This is a genomic window from Nostoc sp. (assembly GCF_036916655.1).
GTDB lineage: Bacteria > Cyanobacteriota > Cyanobacteriia > Cyanobacteriales > Nostocaceae > Nostoc.
Genome location: NZ_JBALFY010000107.1, coordinates 39,026 through 55,602 on the forward strand (window position 1 = coordinate 39,026; position 16,577 = coordinate 55,602).

Genomic DNA, 16,577 nt, shown 5'->3' on the forward strand with positions numbered 1-16,577 from the left:
TTATCTCATCAGGTGGCATATATTTTTATTATTCGATAATATCGAATAATAGAATTAATTAGGAAGGCAATTTATGTCATCCATTACAAATGTCACAGAAGCCACATTCAAGCAAGAAGTCTTGGAAAGTGAAATTCCGGTATTAGTGGACTTTTGGGCCCCGTGGTGCGGCCCTTGTCGGATGGTGGGCCCAGTCGTCGATGAAGTTGCTGCTGAATACGAAGGACAGGTGAAATTTGTGAAGCTGAACACAGATCAAAACCCTACTGTCGCTAGCCATTACGGAATTCGCAGCATTCCGACGCTGATGGTTTTTAAGGGAGGTCGGCAGGTTGATACTGTCGTCGGGGCAGTCCCAAAAACTACCTTGAATAAGACCTTAGCACAGCATCTTTAATTTGAGGGGTGGGGATTGGGGACTGGGGATTAGGAAGAGACTTGTTCAATATTCTTTGTCCCCCTTATCCCTCCAAAGTTATGAGCGCTGACTTTTGGCGCTCAGACTTTTCTCCAAGTCCCCAGTACCCAGATCATTCTGTTTCAACTAACGGGGAAAGAGCGAAATGGACTTGAAACTGCATGGTAAATCCGCGTTGGTGAGTGGCTCAACCGCAGGCATTGGTTTGGCGATCGCTCTTGGGTTGGCTCAAGAGGGTGCATCAGTAATTATCAATGGTCGGTCTGAAGAAAGAGTAGCTCAAGCGATCGCTAAAATTCAGCAAAGTACACCCAATGCGAAAGTTTCTGGTGTTGTTGCTGACACCGGCACGGCATCAGGGGTAGAACAACTTTTTGAAAAAGTTCCTCACGTTGATATTCTCATCAACAATTTAGGTATTTATGAGCCAAAAACTTTCTTTGATATTACTGATAAAGATTGGTTAAACATATTTGAGGTTAACGTCCTCAGTGGAGTCCGCTTGAGTCGGCAATATCTGCAAAAGCAGCTAGAGCAAAACTGGGGACGGATAATTTTTATCTCCAGCGAATCTGCTATTCAGATCCCAGTGGAAATGATTCACTACGGCACAACCAAGACAGCGCAACTAGCAATTGCCAGAGGACTAGCAGAAATCACTGTCGGCACTGGAGTCACAGTAAACTCAGTCCTACCAGGGCCAACTCGCTCCGAAGGCGTTGAAGAGTTTATCAGCAAGCTGGCGCAGGAACGTGGCATTAGTCCAACGGAAGTTGAGGCGGAATTTTTTCAGAATGTGCGTCCAAGTTCCTTAATTAAACGCTTTGCAACTAATGAAGAAGTAGCAGCGATCGTAGTTTATCTTTCTAGTCCCGTAGCATCAGCAACTAATGGTGCAGCTTTGCGGGTAGATGGTGGCGTTATTCGGTCGATTGTTTAGTATTTGAAGTATATCTGTCGTAGGGGCACAGCAATAGACCAAACCCTTTTTAAATCTCGTTTCCAGTCGGAGACTGGAAATGCAACTCAAAAGCGGCTCTGCCGCCAAGAAGGGAGGCGGAGCCTCAACGACGAGCATTCCCAGTCGGAGACTGGGAACGAGGCAATGGCCAATGTAAAATAATTTGGAGATATAACCAATGACAACTGATATAAACTTATTCTCTTCCTACCAATTAGGGAATCTGGAATTACCTAATCGGATCGTAATGGCACCCTTAACCCGAAATAGGGCAGCTAAGGGAAACGTCCCATACGAACTTAATGCTACTTACTATGCTCAACGTGCTTCTGCTGGACTGATTATTTCTGAAGCAACACAGGTAACTCCTGAAGGACAAGGCTATCCCGCGACACCAGGAATTCATTCATCAGAACAGGTGGAGGGATGGAAGTTAGTAACCGATGCCGTACATCAGCAGGGAGGAAGAATTTTCTTGCAACTATGGCATGTCGGCAGAATTTCTCATCCTGACTTACAACCGAATGGAGTTTTACCTGTAGCACCTTCTGCGATCGCTCCTAAAGGTGAAGCTTCAACTTTTGAGGGGCCAAAACCTTTTGTTACTCCCCGTGCTTTAGAAACATCGGAAATACCACAGATCGTCGAACAGTACCGTCAGGGAGCGGCAAATGCTCTAGCGGCTGGGTTTGATGGGGTGGAAATTCACTCAGCTAATGGTTATTTAATAGATCAGTTTCTTCGGGATGGTACTAATCAACGTACAGATAAATATGGCGGTTCCATTGAAAATCGTGCCCGATTCCTGTTGGAAGTGACAGAGGCGGTAACTAGTGTGTGGGATTCTAACCGAGTTGGGGTACGTTTTTCTCCCAGTGGGACTTTTAACGATATCCGTGACTCCAATCCTTTGGAGACATTTGGTTATGCGGCTCAAGCATTGAACCAGTTTAATTTGGCATATCTACATATTTATGAAGCAACAGAGGCAGACATCAGACATGGCGGAATAATTGTACCCACCAGTCATATACGCGATCGCTTTACAGGTACACTCATCGTCAATGGTGGTTATACTCGTGAAAAAGGCGATGCTGTACTGGCAAACAAAGCCGCAGATTTAGTTGCCTTTGGCACATTATTTATATCAAATCCCGATTTACCCCGACGCTTGGCTTTGAATGCACCACTAAATCAACCAAATCAAGCAAGCTTTTATGGTGGTGGTGAACAGGGATATACAGACTATCCATTTTGGTCGCCTGCTAATGAACCTGTAGCTAACGTGTAATTCGTAATTCGTAATTGTCCCTTGGGCGTACTGTAGGTAAGAGACTGACCAATAAAAAAATATTCAATTAACTCTTGTGGGGTGGGCATCTTGCCCGCCCAGTCCATAGGGCGGGCAAGATGCCCACCCCACAATATTGGATAATTTATTTCTTGGAGTTCCCTAAGTTGTTTATTCGGAAACAAGGAATAATTTTTATTTTTGTTTCATGAATAAATACATTCGCTTGTATGCTAATTACGAATTGTTTGGTCATAATCCAACTATCAGGAGAATCTCATGAGTACCGTCATCCAAACCCAACCTTTAGATGTACCAAGTGCGATCGCTAAACGTCGTTCTATCAAAACTTTTAAAACAGACCCCATCGCCCCAGAACTACTCAAGCAACTAGTAGAGTTGACCGTGGCAGCACCCAGCAGCTTCAATATTCAGGACTGGCAAATTATTCTCGTGCAAGATGAAGCACAAAAAGCAGCCTTATCAGCAGCATCGTGGAATCAACAGCAAATTGTCCAAGCACCAGTTACCTTTGTGTTTGCTGCTGATGCAACTGCATCTGAAACAAACTTGAACCCGATCATTGAACAGGCTCTTGCAACTGGGGCCTGGAATGAAGGTACGGCAAATTATTTTAAAACTGCTATTCCGCAATTTCAACAGGGGCTAGGAGACAAGCAACGGGAGTATGCCATCAAAGATGCGATTATTGCTGCTACCCATTTGGTGTTAGCAGCAGAAAGTTTGGGATTATCGACTTGTTTTATGAACGGTTGGATTGAGGATCAGGTAAAGCAAGTAATTGGTGCTGGGGATAATCCAGATTTAGCGATCGCTGTTTTAGTCCCTGTTGGCTATGCAGCCGAGCCACGCTTAAATCCCGGTCGTTTGCCATTCTCCTCTAATGTCTCTGTAGACAGAATTGGCAACCCTTATGCAGGGTAAATTTTCCTAAATTGGGAATGGGGCATTGGAAAAAGGCAGAGGGGTAGAGGGGAAAAACTAAAACTTATACCAATTCAATTAATGATTGCAACACATCCTTGGGTAAAGTAAAGACGCGATTTATCGCGTCTCTACAAATGGTCTATTTGTCGCATTCTTTTTTCCAATTGGTATTACTGCTCCTCTGCTCCCCTGCTCCTCTGCTCCCCTGCTCCCTGCCCCCCACTCCCCACTCCCCACTCCCCACCCCCACTCATGTCCCTAGCTTCCTTCCTCGCGCGTCGTTCGTTCCACTATGGCTGGATCGTTGCAGGTTTAACATTCTTAGCCTTGCTGGTAGCAGCCGGAATTCGCTCTGCTCCTGGAGTTTTTATAGTGCCTCTCGAACAAGAGTTCGGTTGGAGTCGAGCAACTATATCTTTAGCAATCTCCATTAACTTGGTACTCTACGGATTAATTGGCCCTTTTGCTGCCACCGTTATGGAGCGGATCGGCATTCGGCGGATGATGGTATTTTCGCTTGCTGTCATTGCCCTTGGTGTCGGTTTAACCACTTTGATGTCAGCGCCTTGGCAGCTAGTCTTGCTGTGGGGTGTAGTAGTCGGTTCTGGTAGCGGAGTTATCGCCCTGGTTTTGGGTGCTATTGTTGTCAATCGCTGGTTTTTGGAAAAGCGGGGTCTAGTTCTAGGTATTTTAACTGCCAGTACAGCTACGGGGCAACTAGTGTTTTTACCCATGCTGGCTTCAGTCGCCGATCGCTTTGGCTGGCGAACTGCGGCTCTAGGTCTTAGTGGTGTAGCACTTTTAATTATTCCAGCGATCGCAGTCTTTATGCGCGATCGTCCGGCGGATGTTGGTTTGCGACCCTTTGGCGACAACAGCGAAACTGTGGAAGTGTTACAGCCCAAAGTCAATTCCATCGCCTCCACCCTTAACGCCCTCTGGCTGGGAATGCGTAATCGCGACTTCTGGCTGTTATTTGGTAGCTTTTTTATCTGTGGCGCAAGCACAAATGGGTTAATTGGTACTCATCTGATTCCTGCTTGTATTGACCACGGTATCCCAGAAGTCAAGGCGGCGGGTCTTTTAGCAATCATGGGACTATTCGATTTTTTCGGAACTACTATGTCCGGTTGGCTATCTGACCGATGGAACAATCGCTACTTATTGTGTTGGTACTACGGACTGCGGGGTTTATCTTTGATTTTCTTGCCCTTCAGTTTCAACTTTTCCTTCTATGGACTTTCCATTTTCGCCGTCTTCTACGGACTTGATTGGATTGCTACCGTACCACCAACAGTCCGTCTGGTTGCCAACATCTTCGGTAAAGAAAATGTCGGCGTGATGTTCGGTTGGATTGTCGCCGGACACCAGCTTGGTGCAGCCACAGCAGCATTCGGAGCCGGAGTCTTGAGAACCTGGACGGGTAGTTATTTACAAGCGTTTATTTTATCAGGCGTTCTCTGTCTGATTGCCGCAGTTGGTGTACTGCAAATTGGTCAAAGTCCCACTAAGGGCAATTCACACTTATCTTCAGTTATGGAGAATTAAATTTATGGCAACAACAGCTTTAATTGTCGGTGCAGGTAATGGATTGAGCGCTTCTTTAGCTCGCCTATTTGCCAAAGAAGGATTTACCGTAGCTTTAGCAGCTCGCCAAATTGAAAAACTCACTCAATTGAGCAGTGAAATTGGGGCGGTTAGTTTCGCTGCTGATGCCTCCAAGCCGGATGAAGTAGAACAGTTATTTATTGATGTCGAGCAAAAAGTCGGTTCCCCGAATGTTGTCGTTTACAATCCCAGTTTTCGGGTGCGGGGGCCTCTGGTCGATCTAGACCCTGGTGAAGTGGCAAAAACCCTAGATGTTACTGCTTATGGTGGCTTTCTTGTAGCCCAAGCTGCTACCAAAAGGTTTTTGCAACTTGGCGGCGGGGCGATATTTTTTACTGGAGCCTCAGCGAGTGTTAAGGGTTATCCGCTGTCTGCTCCCTTTGCAATGGGTAAATTTGCACTGCGCGGTTTGGCTCAAAGTATTGCTAGAGAATTAGCACCAAAGAATATCCACGTAGCGCATTTCGTGATTGATGGTGGAATCCGTTCAGCAGTTCGCCAAGATCCAGCAGATAATCCTGATAGTACTCTTGACCCAGATGCGATCGCTCAAACTTATCTCAATATCCTCAACCAACCCCGCAGTGCTTGGACTTATGAAGTAGAACTACGTCCGTGGGTAGAGAACTTCTAGCCCAGACAATTGTTACAAAAATAGTTTTGTAGGTATGAAAATTGATTTTGGTGCAACTGCTACTGATTATGCAAAACACCGCGCAGGCTTTCCTAGTTCATTATTTAACAGACTGTCTGAATATGGTATAGGTTTACCAGGGCAAAACATTGTTGACCTGGGTACAGGAACAGGAACGCTAGCGCGGGGCTTTGCTGATAGAGGTGCTTATGTAATCGGCATCGATCCATCAGTGTCACTTTTAGAACAAGCCAGACAGTTAAGCGAATCTGCCCAACTCCAAGTAGATTATCGAGTCGCAACTGCTGAGAATACCGAGTTACCAGATGCCAGTGCTGATGTAGTCACGGCTGGACAGTGTTGGCATTGGTTTGATCGTCCGCGTGCCGTCCAGGAAATTACTCGCATATTGAGAAGAAATGGCTCGATCGCGATCGCACATTTTGATTGGATACCTTTAAAAGGTAATGTCGTTGAAGCCACAGAACAACTGATCGAGGCTCATAATCCCGCCTGGAATATGGGCGGCGGTAATGGCTTGCATCCCCTATGGTTACAAGATATTGGCGAAGGAGGATTTCGAGAAATCCGCACATTTTCTTACGATGTATTTGCACCTTATACACACGAGGCTTGGCGGGGAAGAATTCGTGCTAGTGCCGGTGTGGGAGCCAGCTTGACACCAGAAAAGGTAGAAATATTTGACCAAGAATTTGCGACATTACTCGAAACAAGATATCCTACGCAAATTCTTGAAGTTCATCATAGAGTTTGGGCTGCGATCGCTAAATCACCGCAATCTAATTCCTAATGAAGAGATGTCTGTAAGGCACTATTAACCTACAAAAAAATTGGATAATTTTAGGAGAAATAATCATGATTGAACTTTACTATTGGACAACCCCCAACGGTCATAAAATTACGATTTTTTTGGAAGAAGTCGGCTTACCTTATACCATAATTCCGGTGAATATTGGGGCTGGGGATCAATTTAAGCCCGAATTTTTGAAGGTTTCTCCTAACAATCGTATTCCGGCGATCGTTGACCACGAACCAGCAAATGGAGGTGCGCCAATTTCGGTATTTGAGTCGGGCGCAATCTTGCTATATTTGGCAGACAAAACTGGCAAATTAATTGCCCAAGATATACGTCATCGCACTCAAGTTTTAGAATGGTTGTTCTGGCAAATGGCAGGACTAGGGCCAATGGCGGGACAAAATCATCACTTTAGCGGCTATGCTCCCGAAAAGATTGAATATGCCATTAACCGCTACGTAAATGAGACAGGACGCTTATATGCAGTATTGAATAAGCAATTAGCAGATAGAGAATTTGTAGCTGGCGATTATTCCATTGCCGATATTGCCGCCTATCCGTGGATTGTGTCCCACGAACGCCAAAGTCAAAATCTAGAGGATTTTCCTCACGTCAAGCGCTGGTTTGAGACAATTAAAGCCCGTCCGGCAACAATTCGCGCCTACGAGAAAGCCGAAGCTTTAAAAACTCAAGCGCTCGATCCAGATAAATCACGAGATTTGTTATTTAACCAGTCGGCGAAAACTATTCAGCTTTGAGCATTCTGGGGTTGAACAAGAAGTCAACCCCTACCTTTGTATCATTGACACTCCCCACGCCTAAAGGCGATGCTATGTTGATTTTCAATAAAAAATATTTCTACTTGACGGCTATACTATTTTTAATAGAGGTATGTATTGCAGTTTTTGTCAATGAGAGTTTTATCCGTCCTTTTATTGGTGATTTTTTAGTAGTTATCCTAATTTATTGCTTCGTCAGAACCTTTTCAAATATACAATCATCCATCGTTGCCTTATCAGTTTTTGCATTTTCTTGTACTATAGAAATTCTTCAATATTTTAATTTTGTAAATACTTTAGGATTGCAAAAATATAAGATTTTGGCTGTTGCCTTAGGAAGTGTATTTGATTGGAAAGATATCATTGCTTATGGAATAGGTACTATAACAGTTCTATGGTTGGAAAATAGAACATAATTACTTGGAAGGTGTGGTTAGCCCATAATAATTATTAAGATATAGTTGGCTTTAATGCAATACGGTTCAGTTAAGCATTCGCTATATCTTATTTTGTCTTCAAGCACAAATGACATACAATAAATCCCTAAAACAAAGTCTTTATAAAAAGTGGATAGATCAGCAAAGGATATAGCAGGAAAAACACCTGTCTCATTAGGACTGTTGGGCGCTGCTGCCTTTATGGTGATTGCCGATGCACGGGTAATTGACCCGCTGTTGCACATCATTGCTGACAATTTTAATGTCGGTGTTGGCGTTGCTGCGGTGATTATCTCGGCATATACGATTCCCTACGGGCTATTTCAATTAGTTTATGGGCCACTAGGCGATCGCATTGGCAAACTTCAGGTAATTACAGTCGCATTGGCGGCATTTGCTGTAGGCACGGCTGTTTGTGCTTTTGTGTCAAATATCTTCTTACTTACCTTGCTGCGGTTTCTCACCGGGATGGCGGCTGCTGGGGTAATCCCTGTCACCCTAGCTTATATCGGTGACAATTTTCCTTATGAAGAACGTCAAGCTGCCATCGGCAAGTATTTAAGTGCCTTAGTACTAGGTCAAATTCTCGGTGGTAGTTTGGGCGGCATCTTTGGAGAATATATCGGCTGGCGTGATATCTTTCTCTTATTTGGGATCGTCTCCCTTATCATTGCTGGACTTCTATGGCGTGAGACGCGCCATCTGCCTGATAGCCAACCTTCCCAAGGTCAGAGTAGGATAACATTTCGACCTTATTACCAACTACTGATTCAACCAATTGCCCAGACTGTGATTGTCGGGGTGTTTGTGGAAGGCTTTTGCCTATTTGGGGCATTTGCTTACGCTGGGGCATTTCTGCGCGATCACTATAGTCTCAGTTATGTAACGATCGGGTTTATGCTCAGTAGTTTTGGATTAGGTGGACTAATTTACAGTCGCTCAGTCAAATGGTTAGTCAGGCGACTGGGTGAAATTGGTTTAGTGGGGGTGGGAGGAGGTTTAATGTGCATCAGCTTCTTAGCGATCGCATTATTCCAGAATTGGATACTTTTTATCCCCTCGACTCTTTTAATGGGATTGGGCTTTTATATGATGCACAGCACCCTCCAAACCCAAGCCACTGAGCTAGCCCCCGAAGCACGAGGTACTGCTGTTTCGTTGTTCGCCTTCAACCTGTTTGTCGGACAAGGAATCGGTGCAGCAGTATTCGGTAGAATTGTAGATAACTTCGGCTACATTTATTGTTTTATTAGCGCTGGTGTAGCGATCGCTCTGCTCTCAGTTTGGCTAGTCTTGCGGAAGCAAAGCATCAATGAAAGCTAAGATAATGCTTATGAAGTATTAATTAATACTCTTGCTTGGTATGCAAAGTTAAATTCCTTTAAACCTTGTCTACCTTGAGAACCGTAGTTTTGTAGGTTGGGTGCAGCGATAGCGTAACCCAACATAAAATTTGATGGTAATGTTGGGTTGCGTTTCACTCCACCCAACCTACATAAATATATCTTTTAAAAAACTCTAGGTTTCAACATAGATGAGGTTTAGTTAACCTTTGGGGCGCTCACAATGATAAGGATAAAGCCACTCACACTTGAAAAGTCCGTAAGTATGTTTTTCAAAAAAGGTTCCAGCGTGGCGTCCAGGTGATATGTCAATCCCAGCCTTGGTTTTAATTTCGTACAGCCAAGGAAAGGCTAGGACTAAAACAGTAATGATGCCAAAGATGTAGACAATCGTGGTTTTAATTTTGGGCAATCTTCGGGAATTGCTGTTGTGGTTTCGAGGCATAGATAGTGAGAGTGAAAAACTAACCATCAATCTTAGCTGAAAGCTGAAAATGTCATCTAAAGCAGAGATCAATATTTTCTCTTTCCAGATAAAGTTACCGCCCAGATTTGCTCTTTAACAAAAAGTTTTAGATTCAAATATAACGTAGCAGTGCCATTCGGCACTAAGAAAAGCCGAATGGCTTGTCTCACATCGTTGAAAGAAATTATCCAATATTGTGGGGTGGGCATCCTGCCCGCCCAGTCTGTATGGCGGGCGAGACGCCCACCCCACAAGAGTTAATTGGATATTTTTTTATTTGGAAGTCCCTAAATAGACCACACAGTAGGGGCAATTCATGAATTCCCCCTATGACAGATGTGGTTCAAATACATGAAAACTGCTGTAAAGACGGGGAATCCTGAGCGTGACCAGTTAAAATACGGTAAGCCTTGTAAATTACCGTTGATTAATCCAACCCGACACTCAATTAGTATTATCTAGGAAGGCAGGAAACAGATAGCGCAAGGGTTTAAGACCCCCACTGGTGTGTTAGCTTCCCGCAGGGTACGGTAGTTCAGGGCTGCCAAATCAGTCGTCGAGGTAAATCCCCAACTGATTTCCTCCTGCCCCCTGCCCCCTGCGTCCTACCTCCTTCAATACGTATAATTGGAAACTCAAATAACTGCTTATGTCTGAACAATATCGTTTTGAAACTCTGCAAGTTCATGCTGGACAAGAGCCGGCTCCTGGAACGAATGCTCGTGCTGTACCGATTTACCAAACGACTTCCTACGTTTTTGACGACGCTGACCACGGAGCGCGGTTATTTGCTCTCCAGGAATTTGGTAACATTTACACCCGAATCATGAACCCGACGACGGATGTATTTGAAAAGCGGATTGCTGCCTTAGAAGGAGGAGTAGCAGCATTAGCAACCGCCAGTGGTCAGGCGGCACAATTCTTGGCAATCAGTACCATCGCTCAGGCTGGGGATAATATTGTTTCCACTAGTTTCTTGTATGGGGGAACATACAACCAGTTTAAAGTATCTTTACCACGTTTGGGTATTAATGTCAAATTCGTTGATGGAGATGAGCCAGAAAGTTTCCGTCAGGCGATCGACGATCGCACGAAAGCGTTATATGTTGAAACCATTGGCAATCCTCAATTCAACATCCCCGACTTTGCAGCTTTAGCTCACATTGCCCACGAAAACGGCATACCTTTAATTGTGGATAATACCTTCGGGGCTGGTGGGTATTTAGCTCGACCAATTGAATATGGTGCAGACATTGTAGTGGAATCTGCAACTAAATGGATTGGTGGGCATGGTACTTCCATTGGTGGCGTAATTGTTGATTCGGGTAAATTTGACTGGGGGAACGGCAAATTCCCTCTATTTACTGAGCCAGCACCCGGCTATCATGGGCTAAATTTTCAAGAAGTGTTTGGCCCTAATGGAACATTTGGCAACATTGCCTTTATTATTCGTGCCAGAGTTGAAGGGTTGCGAGATTTTGGCCCATCCTTGAGTCCATTTAACGCCTTTTTGTTACTGCAAGGATTAGAGACTCTTTCCCTACGTGTAGATCGTCATGTGAGTAATGCTTTAGAATTGGCTCGGTGGTTAGAGCAACAAGAGCAAGTCTCTTGGGTTAATTATCCCGGACTTCCTAATCATCCGTATTATGAACGAGCGAAAAAATATCTCAGGCATGGCTTTGGGGGAGTTTTAAATTTTGGCATCAAAGGTGGACTGGAGGCAGGTAAAACTTTTATTAATCATGTAAAACTGGCGAGTCATTTAGCAAATGTTGGTGATGCGAAAACTCTCGTTATTCATCCTGCTTCTACAACCCATCAACAGCTAAATGATGACGAACAGCTTTCAGCAGGAGTGACACCCGATTTAGTGCGAGTATCAGTAGGAATTGAACATATCGACGATATCAAAGAAGATTTTCAGCAGGCATTCCAACAAGTTAGGATTTAGTTTTCAATAAAGAATTGGACCTTGAAAAGAGGCAGAGGGGCAGGGTGCGGGGGGCGGAGGGGAAAATTCTTCTCCCTACTCGCCCATCTCCCCCAGTCTTTTTATTCAATTTTGAATTTTGAATTTTGAATTGATTTCTCCCCACTCACCGATAGATATGATCTACTCAGACTTCATCTCACCGCAAACCCAGTTTTATCAGTTGACGATGCCATTTCAACTAGAAGGGGGCGAAACATTGACTGGGGTTCAGGTTGCTTATCGCACCTGGGGACAGTTAAATGCTCAAGGCGATAATGGAGTACTGATTTGTCATGCTTTAACTGGTTCGGCTGACGCTGATGATTGGTGGGAATCTTTGTTTGGTTCAGGGAAGGCTTTTAATCCCGAACGCGATTTTATTGTGTGCAGCAATATCTTGGGAAGCTGTTACGGTACAACTGGGCCAACTACTATCAACCCCATAACCGGGAACCCTTATGGTGTATCCTTCCCTGAGATTACAATCCGAGATATAGTTCACCTGCAAGCTGTACTACTAGAATACTTGGGTGTTCAATCTCTGCGGTTTGTAATTGGCGGTTCGCTCGGTGGAATGCAAGCATTAGAGTGGGCATTATTATATCCCCAAAAGGTGAAAGCGATCGCACCTATTGCTGTTTCTGGCAGGCACTCAGCTTGGTGTATTGGATTAAGTGAAGCCCAAAGACAGGCAATTTATGCCGATCCAAACTGGCAAGGAGGCAACTATACCCTGGATGCGCCCCCAAATCAGGGATTAGCAGTGGCGCGGATGATGGCGATGTCTACTTACCGTTCTTGGGATAGTTTTACAAACCGCTTTGGACGGGAGTATGATGCATCTGAGCAGTTTGCTATAGCCAGTTATTTACAGCATCAAGGTCAAAAGCTCACAGAACGATTTGATGCCAATACTTACATTACTCTCACCCAGATTATGGATCGCCACGATATTGCACGCGATCGCACAGTTGCTAATTTATCAAATTATGAATCTGTTTTGCAAAGCATCCAGCAACCAACTTTAGTTGTCGCCATTGATTCTGACATCCTCTATCCCCCAGTGGAACAACAAGAATTAGCAAATCTAATTCCTAATGCTCAACTGGCGTGGCTGAAGTCAACCCACGGGCATGATGCATTTTTAATTGATATGGTAGCGTTGAATAAAGCGATCGTCTCTTTTCGACAAAGTTTAGAGTTATCAGGCTCTTAACTCGGTTCTGAGATGGAATGATGAAATTGAAAAGGCGATCGCAACTTTAGGTATTGGGTTTATCAAGAGAATTTTTGGAGTGGCGACAGTCGCGGGAGTTGAGATTTTGCGACAGCGCCAACTGAAAGATAGTGTAGCAGATTTTGAGTGGGTATCTGAGCGCGTTGAGGGGCAAGGATTTTTATACCTAACTTGAATTTTTAATATTTTGGTAGATATACAGCGAAGATATTGTATCCAAATCTATTTTTTTCGGCTCATCCTCATCCTCATTAGTATTTTTAAACAAAACTGTAAATGCACCAGCACCTAACCTATCTTGAGGAAACATCCGATAACAAGGCATCGTAGTTAAATGCGATTGATATTGAGCTAAAAGGCTAATTTCTATCGCTTGAAAATGGGGGAAGCGTTCTAAAAACCATTCACAAACCTGCTCATTTTCTTCGGGAGAATATGTACAAGTCATATACGCAAGATAGCCTTGAGGTGAAACCAGTTTAGCAGAGTTAGCTATAATCCGCTTTTGTCGATTTGCACTCTTGTTAATAGCAGTTGGGTGAAAACATCCAGGTGCTTTTTCGCCTTTAGCAAGTAAAGATTGTCCGGTGCAAGGAGCATCTACAATTACTAAATTGCTAGAGTCAGGGAACATTTGGGCAAATATACTCGAATCTCTATTAACCACTGCACTAGGATTAATTTGGCAACGCTTCAAATTAGAAATTAGCATTCCCAGACGTTTGCCAATAACTTCATTACTGATGAGTAATTCAGGTTCTAAAGCTCTCCAAGCAAAGATACTTTTACCTCCTGGTGCGGCACACATATCAAAAACTACATACACTGACTGAGAAATAGCTAAGAAAGTAGTAGCTGCAAACACCGAAGAAAAATCTAAACAATAGAAATATCCTTTTTCATGTAAGGGATGCTTACCAGGTTTTTCTCCCAGAGATAAGCGGTCTATAAATTGTGGTTGCCAAGAGGTTGGTGTTTCTACTGCCAAAGGCGAGATTTCTGGCTTTTCTTGACACCAAAGAATACTGGGTGAAAAAGGCTGAGGATTCATTAAAGCCTCAATAAATTTTTCTTGATCGTCTACATTGGCGAACAAACGCCGCGAGACTTTAAGTAATAAATTAGAAGGTTTTTCCATATAAATTACGAATTACGAATTACGAATTACGAATTAGTACGTTGTATCTGAATCAAAATCAAACTGTTACACAAGAACAATGTAATTAAGGCTTTTGGCTTCATACTCATTCATATAATGACCGCCATTGGGATCGCAATGGCCAAGCTACCCCACTGCACCGGAGAAGGTCATGTTCTTAGATAGTTTTCAGGAAAAATTACGCAAACAAGCACAATTATGGAGGGATGAAGGATTAATTAGTTCTTCGCAGTATGAACAGATAGCAGAACGTTATCAATTTAAAAACCTGGAAGCTGCTGCACGCGATCGCAACAAAGCGATCGCAATTGCTATCGGCAGCATACTATTATGCTTAGGCATAATTACCTTTGTATCAGGAAACTGGCAGGGAGGATCGCGAGAAATCAAATTTATTTTGATGATGAGTTTGTTTTTTGCGATCGCAATTACTGGATTTTACAGTTGGAGACCACCTGAAGGAAAGAAACCAGAGCGAAGCAAACGCCTACTGGGAGAGGGGTTGCTAATTTTAAGCGCCTTCATCTTCGGTGCAAATTTACTTCTGATGGCCCAGATGTTCAACATCATCGGTTCAGCTTCCCAACTGTTTCTCGCCTGGGGATTCGGTGTTGTAGTCATGGCCTTCAGTTTGTCCTTAAATTCTTTAGGAATTCTGTCAATTGTCCTCGTAGAAATTGGCTACTGGACTGGACTAGAAGACTTATGGTACGCTTCAGGTGAGTTAACTTGGTCGCGGCTAGTAGTACAGCATCTACCTTTGTTAGCATGGCTAGTATTTGTACCTTTAGCCTACTTCTGTCGATCGCGTTGGATTTTTGGTCTAGCAGCCTTTGTTTTTGCTAGTTCCTTACAAGCCAACCTTAATCCTCTGCCACTGCTAAATTATGCTGATATAGCCCCTTGGGTGGCATCTTTTGCTTTTGCACTCCCATCTGCATTATTCTGGAGTTATGATGATTTACTGTTTCCAACCATAAATTATAGATTGTTTCAATCTCTAGCCCGTAATTTAGCGTTGGTAAGCTTCGGCATCGTCTTTTATGTTCTGTCTTTTCGTTGGGTCTGGGAATCTCCTGATTATAGTTTTAATCAGCCAACGAATTTGACAAACTTATTCGAGTCTCTGCCGATTATCGATTTGGGGATTCTCAGCGGCTTGGCGGTATTGCAATGGTTGTTTCTACTGCGCCAAAGAAATAACCCTCCGCGCCGCGAAGTGATTTTCACGACTGCTGTCATTAGTACATTTCTGGTCTTCATTGTAATAGTACCTTTTTGGCATCAAACTATCAGCCGGATTGATGAACTTGGCATTTTCATTTTCAATGTACTTCTTGCAACATTAGCCTGGGGACTAATTCAAGAAGGATTGAAATTAAGCAACAGAAGTTCCTTTTGGGGCGGTATGCTGTTAGTAACACTGCAAATTATCAGTCGCGTGCAAGAGTACGACACCGACTTACTTTTTAAGTCGCTAGTCTATATCCTGTGCGGTTCTGCTTTAATTAGCGCTGGACTCTGGTTTGAACGCCGCCTACCTGGTGGTAGCTCTACAAGTAAAAAGTAGGGCAAATTTTAGATTTTGAATTTTAAATTTTGGATTGAATAAAAATCTAAAATCTAAAATCCAAAATTCTGAAATCTCTGTGCGTCAAAATTTTTAAAGTTTCTCTGCGTCAGTCCTAATCTCGTTACTTTTGAACTCCTCAACACCTCTGCTTTTTAGGACTACGCTCATGACGAATACCTCTTCTGAATCTAAGAATAAGCCCTTGTCTCCCGAAGCCGAATTCTCTAATAAGGTGACTTTTCGGGATTACTTGATTGCAACTGAACAAAAATCGAATAAGCCCTTACCTTTTTGGCGGTTACTAGCTCCCCTGGCGCTGCAAACAGGGTTAATTATGGCAGTACCAGCCCAAGCGGTTTATACAGACGTAACAGGTAAGACGGTGATTTTGCAAACCGTACCTGTAGACCCTAACAATGTGTTAGAAGGTAACACCTTAGCCTTAGATTACAACATATCCCGTACATCAACTTTAAGTAGACTACCTGGCTGGCAAACACTAGTCAGCAAAGGTCGTGGAAGTGGCAGAAGATTGCCTGACGGAACCAATATCTACGTGACTTTGCAAGAGCAGCTATCCTCTGGTAGTGGTGTTCCGAGAGCTTGGAGACCGTTAAGAGTAAGTAGCGATCGCCCCACAACTCTTAGAGCCAATCAGGCAGCCTTAAAAGGTGTTTATCAGGATGGCTCTATTAACTACGGCTTGGAAACATATTACATCCCCGAAAACCAACGCCAGCAGATTCGGAACGACTTACAAGCCCAACGCGCCCGCAGAGGACAAGTACCGCCCATTGTGGTCAAGGCGAAAGTCGATCCACAAGGTAAAGCAGTGCCAGTTAGTATGTGGGTGCGCGATCGCAACTATCGCTTTTAAGCTGTTAGGCAAATAAACACTGCATGTTCACACGCCAAGTTTGTCTCCAAAGTT

Annotated in this window: 17 protein-coding genes; 14 read left to right on the plus strand and 3 right to left on the minus strand. The window is 43.7% G+C overall.

What is annotated here, in order from left to right; translation table 11 throughout:
• Positions 1-73 precede the first annotated feature (73 nt).
• From trxA to V7L31_RS29300, 10 genes are all read left to right on the plus strand, one after another.
• Positions 74-397: a thioredoxin gene (gene trxA, locus V7L31_RS29255; protein ID WP_012412473.1), complete on the plus strand. Its 324-nt coding sequence runs from the start codon at positions 74-76 to the stop codon at positions 395-397.
• Between the two features lie 166 nt (positions 398-563).
• Positions 564-1,358 (plus strand): SDR family NAD(P)-dependent oxidoreductase, encoded by a 795-nt coding sequence (locus V7L31_RS29260; RefSeq protein WP_334699472.1) that lies wholly within the window; start codon positions 564-566, stop codon positions 1,356-1,358.
• A gap of 199 nt (positions 1,359-1,557) precedes the next feature.
• Positions 1,558-2,670: an alkene reductase gene (locus tag V7L31_RS29265; protein ID WP_334699473.1), complete on the plus strand. Its 1,113-nt coding sequence runs from the start codon at positions 1,558-1,560 to the stop codon at positions 2,668-2,670.
• Between the two features lie 279 nt (positions 2,671-2,949).
• Complete coding sequence (locus V7L31_RS29270; protein WP_334699474.1) at positions 2,950-3,615, plus strand: nitroreductase family protein; 666 nt, start codon at positions 2,950-2,952, stop codon at positions 3,613-3,615.
• 255 nt (positions 3,616-3,870) lie between these two features.
• Positions 3,871-5,166, plus strand: a complete 1,296-nt coding sequence (locus V7L31_RS29275; RefSeq protein WP_334699475.1) for an MFS transporter — start codon at positions 3,871-3,873, stop codon at positions 5,164-5,166.
• A 4-nt stretch (positions 5,167-5,170) separates the two neighbouring features.
• Complete coding sequence (locus V7L31_RS29280; protein ID WP_334699476.1) at positions 5,171-5,860, plus strand: SDR family NAD(P)-dependent oxidoreductase; 690 nt, start codon at positions 5,171-5,173, stop codon at positions 5,858-5,860.
• 34 nt (positions 5,861-5,894) lie between these two features.
• Positions 5,895-6,671 carry a class I SAM-dependent methyltransferase gene (locus V7L31_RS29285; protein WP_334699477.1) on the plus strand — a complete coding sequence of 259 codons (777 nt, stop codon included), beginning with the start codon at positions 5,895-5,897 and terminating at the stop codon, positions 6,669-6,671.
• A 65-nt stretch (positions 6,672-6,736) separates the two neighbouring features.
• A complete protein-coding gene (locus V7L31_RS29290; protein WP_334699478.1) occupies positions 6,737-7,435 on the plus strand; it encodes a glutathione binding-like protein in 699 nt (232 codons plus the stop codon).
• A gap of 44 nt (positions 7,436-7,479) precedes the next feature.
• Positions 7,480-7,872: a ribosomal maturation YjgA family protein gene (locus tag V7L31_RS29295; protein ID WP_334699479.1), complete on the plus strand. Its 393-nt coding sequence runs from the start codon at positions 7,480-7,482 to the stop codon at positions 7,870-7,872.
• Positions 7,873-8,022: 150 nt separating this feature from the next.
• A complete protein-coding gene (locus V7L31_RS29300) occupies positions 8,023-9,216 on the plus strand; it encodes an MFS transporter (RefSeq protein WP_334699480.1) in 1,194 nt (397 codons plus the stop codon).
• Between the two features lie 8 nt (positions 9,217-9,224).
• On the opposite strand, the gene V7L31_RS29305 is transcribed toward V7L31_RS29300, so the two are convergent.
• Together V7L31_RS29305 and V7L31_RS29310 are read right to left on the minus strand one after the other, a co-directional pair.
• Positions 9,225-9,374, minus strand: a complete 150-nt coding sequence (locus tag V7L31_RS29305; RefSeq protein ID WP_334699481.1) for a hypothetical protein — start codon at positions 9,372-9,374, stop codon at positions 9,225-9,227.
• A gap of 64 nt (positions 9,375-9,438) precedes the next feature.
• Complete coding sequence (locus V7L31_RS29310) at positions 9,439-9,681, minus strand: hypothetical protein (protein ID WP_334699482.1); 243 nt, start codon at positions 9,679-9,681, stop codon at positions 9,439-9,441.
• A 670-nt stretch (positions 9,682-10,351) separates the two neighbouring features.
• Here V7L31_RS29310 and V7L31_RS29315 point away from each other — a divergent pair.
• Positions 10,352-11,656 (plus strand): O-acetylhomoserine aminocarboxypropyltransferase/cysteine synthase family protein, encoded by a 1,305-nt coding sequence (locus tag V7L31_RS29315; protein WP_334699483.1) that lies wholly within the window; start codon positions 10,352-10,354, stop codon positions 11,654-11,656.
• A 118-nt stretch (positions 11,657-11,774) separates the two neighbouring features.
• Entirely contained in the window at positions 11,775-12,893 is a 1,119-nt protein-coding gene (metX, locus tag V7L31_RS29320) for a homoserine O-acetyltransferase MetX (RefSeq protein ID WP_442944512.1), read from the plus strand.
• 187 nt (positions 12,894-13,080) lie between these two features.
• Here metX and V7L31_RS29325 read toward each other — a convergent pair whose 3' ends face one another.
• Positions 13,081-14,052, minus strand: a complete 972-nt coding sequence (locus V7L31_RS29325; RefSeq protein WP_334699484.1) for an RsmB/NOP family class I SAM-dependent RNA methyltransferase — start codon at positions 14,050-14,052, stop codon at positions 13,081-13,083.
• A gap of 172 nt (positions 14,053-14,224) precedes the next feature.
• Here V7L31_RS29325 and V7L31_RS29330 point away from each other — a divergent pair, with 172 nt between their 5' ends.
• Together V7L31_RS29330 and V7L31_RS29335 are read left to right on the plus strand one after the other, a co-directional pair.
• Positions 14,225-15,643 carry a DUF2157 domain-containing protein gene (locus V7L31_RS29330; protein WP_334699485.1) on the plus strand — a complete coding sequence of 473 codons (1,419 nt, stop codon included), beginning with the start codon at positions 14,225-14,227 and terminating at the stop codon, positions 15,641-15,643.
• Between the two features lie 169 nt (positions 15,644-15,812).
• Positions 15,813-16,523: a GDYXXLXY domain-containing protein gene (locus tag V7L31_RS29335; protein ID WP_334699486.1), complete on the plus strand. Its 711-nt coding sequence runs from the start codon at positions 15,813-15,815 to the stop codon at positions 16,521-16,523.
• Positions 16,524-16,577 lie beyond the last annotated feature (54 nt).

What these genes read in the sequence shown, in the direction of transcription:
- V7L31_RS29290 (WP_334699478.1), top strand. Translation starts at nt 6,737, where the DNA reads ATGATTGAACTTTACTATTGGACAACCCCCAACGGTCATAAAATTACG.
- V7L31_RS29330 (WP_334699485.1), top strand. Translation starts at nt 14,225, where the DNA reads ATGTTCTTAGATAGTTTTCAGGAAAAATTACGCAAACAAGCACAATTA.
- V7L31_RS29325 (WP_334699484.1), bottom strand. Translation starts at nt 14,052, where the DNA reads ATGGAAAAACCTTCTAATTTATTACTTAAAGTCTCGCGGCGTTTGTTC.
- V7L31_RS29270 (WP_334699474.1), top strand. Translation starts at nt 2,950, where the DNA reads ATGAGTACCGTCATCCAAACCCAACCTTTAGATGTACCAAGTGCGATC.
- V7L31_RS29265 (WP_334699473.1), top strand. Translation starts at nt 1,558, where the DNA reads ATGACAACTGATATAAACTTATTCTCTTCCTACCAATTAGGGAATCTG.
- trxA (WP_012412473.1), top strand. Translation starts at nt 74, where the DNA reads ATGTCATCCATTACAAATGTCACAGAAGCCACATTCAAGCAAGAAGTC.
- V7L31_RS29310 (WP_334699482.1), bottom strand. Translation starts at nt 9,681, where the DNA reads ATGCCTCGAAACCACAACAGCAATTCCCGAAGATTGCCCAAAATTAAA.
- V7L31_RS29280 (WP_334699476.1), top strand. Translation starts at nt 5,171, where the DNA reads ATGGCAACAACAGCTTTAATTGTCGGTGCAGGTAATGGATTGAGCGCT.
- V7L31_RS29275 (WP_334699475.1), top strand. Translation starts at nt 3,871, where the DNA reads ATGTCCCTAGCTTCCTTCCTCGCGCGTCGTTCGTTCCACTATGGCTGG.
- V7L31_RS29335 (WP_334699486.1), top strand. Translation starts at nt 15,813, where the DNA reads ATGACGAATACCTCTTCTGAATCTAAGAATAAGCCCTTGTCTCCCGAA.
- V7L31_RS29315 (WP_334699483.1), top strand. Translation starts at nt 10,352, where the DNA reads ATGTCTGAACAATATCGTTTTGAAACTCTGCAAGTTCATGCTGGACAA.
- V7L31_RS29285 (WP_334699477.1), top strand. Translation starts at nt 5,895, where the DNA reads ATGAAAATTGATTTTGGTGCAACTGCTACTGATTATGCAAAACACCGC.
- V7L31_RS29260 (WP_334699472.1), top strand. Translation starts at nt 564, where the DNA reads ATGGACTTGAAACTGCATGGTAAATCCGCGTTGGTGAGTGGCTCAACC.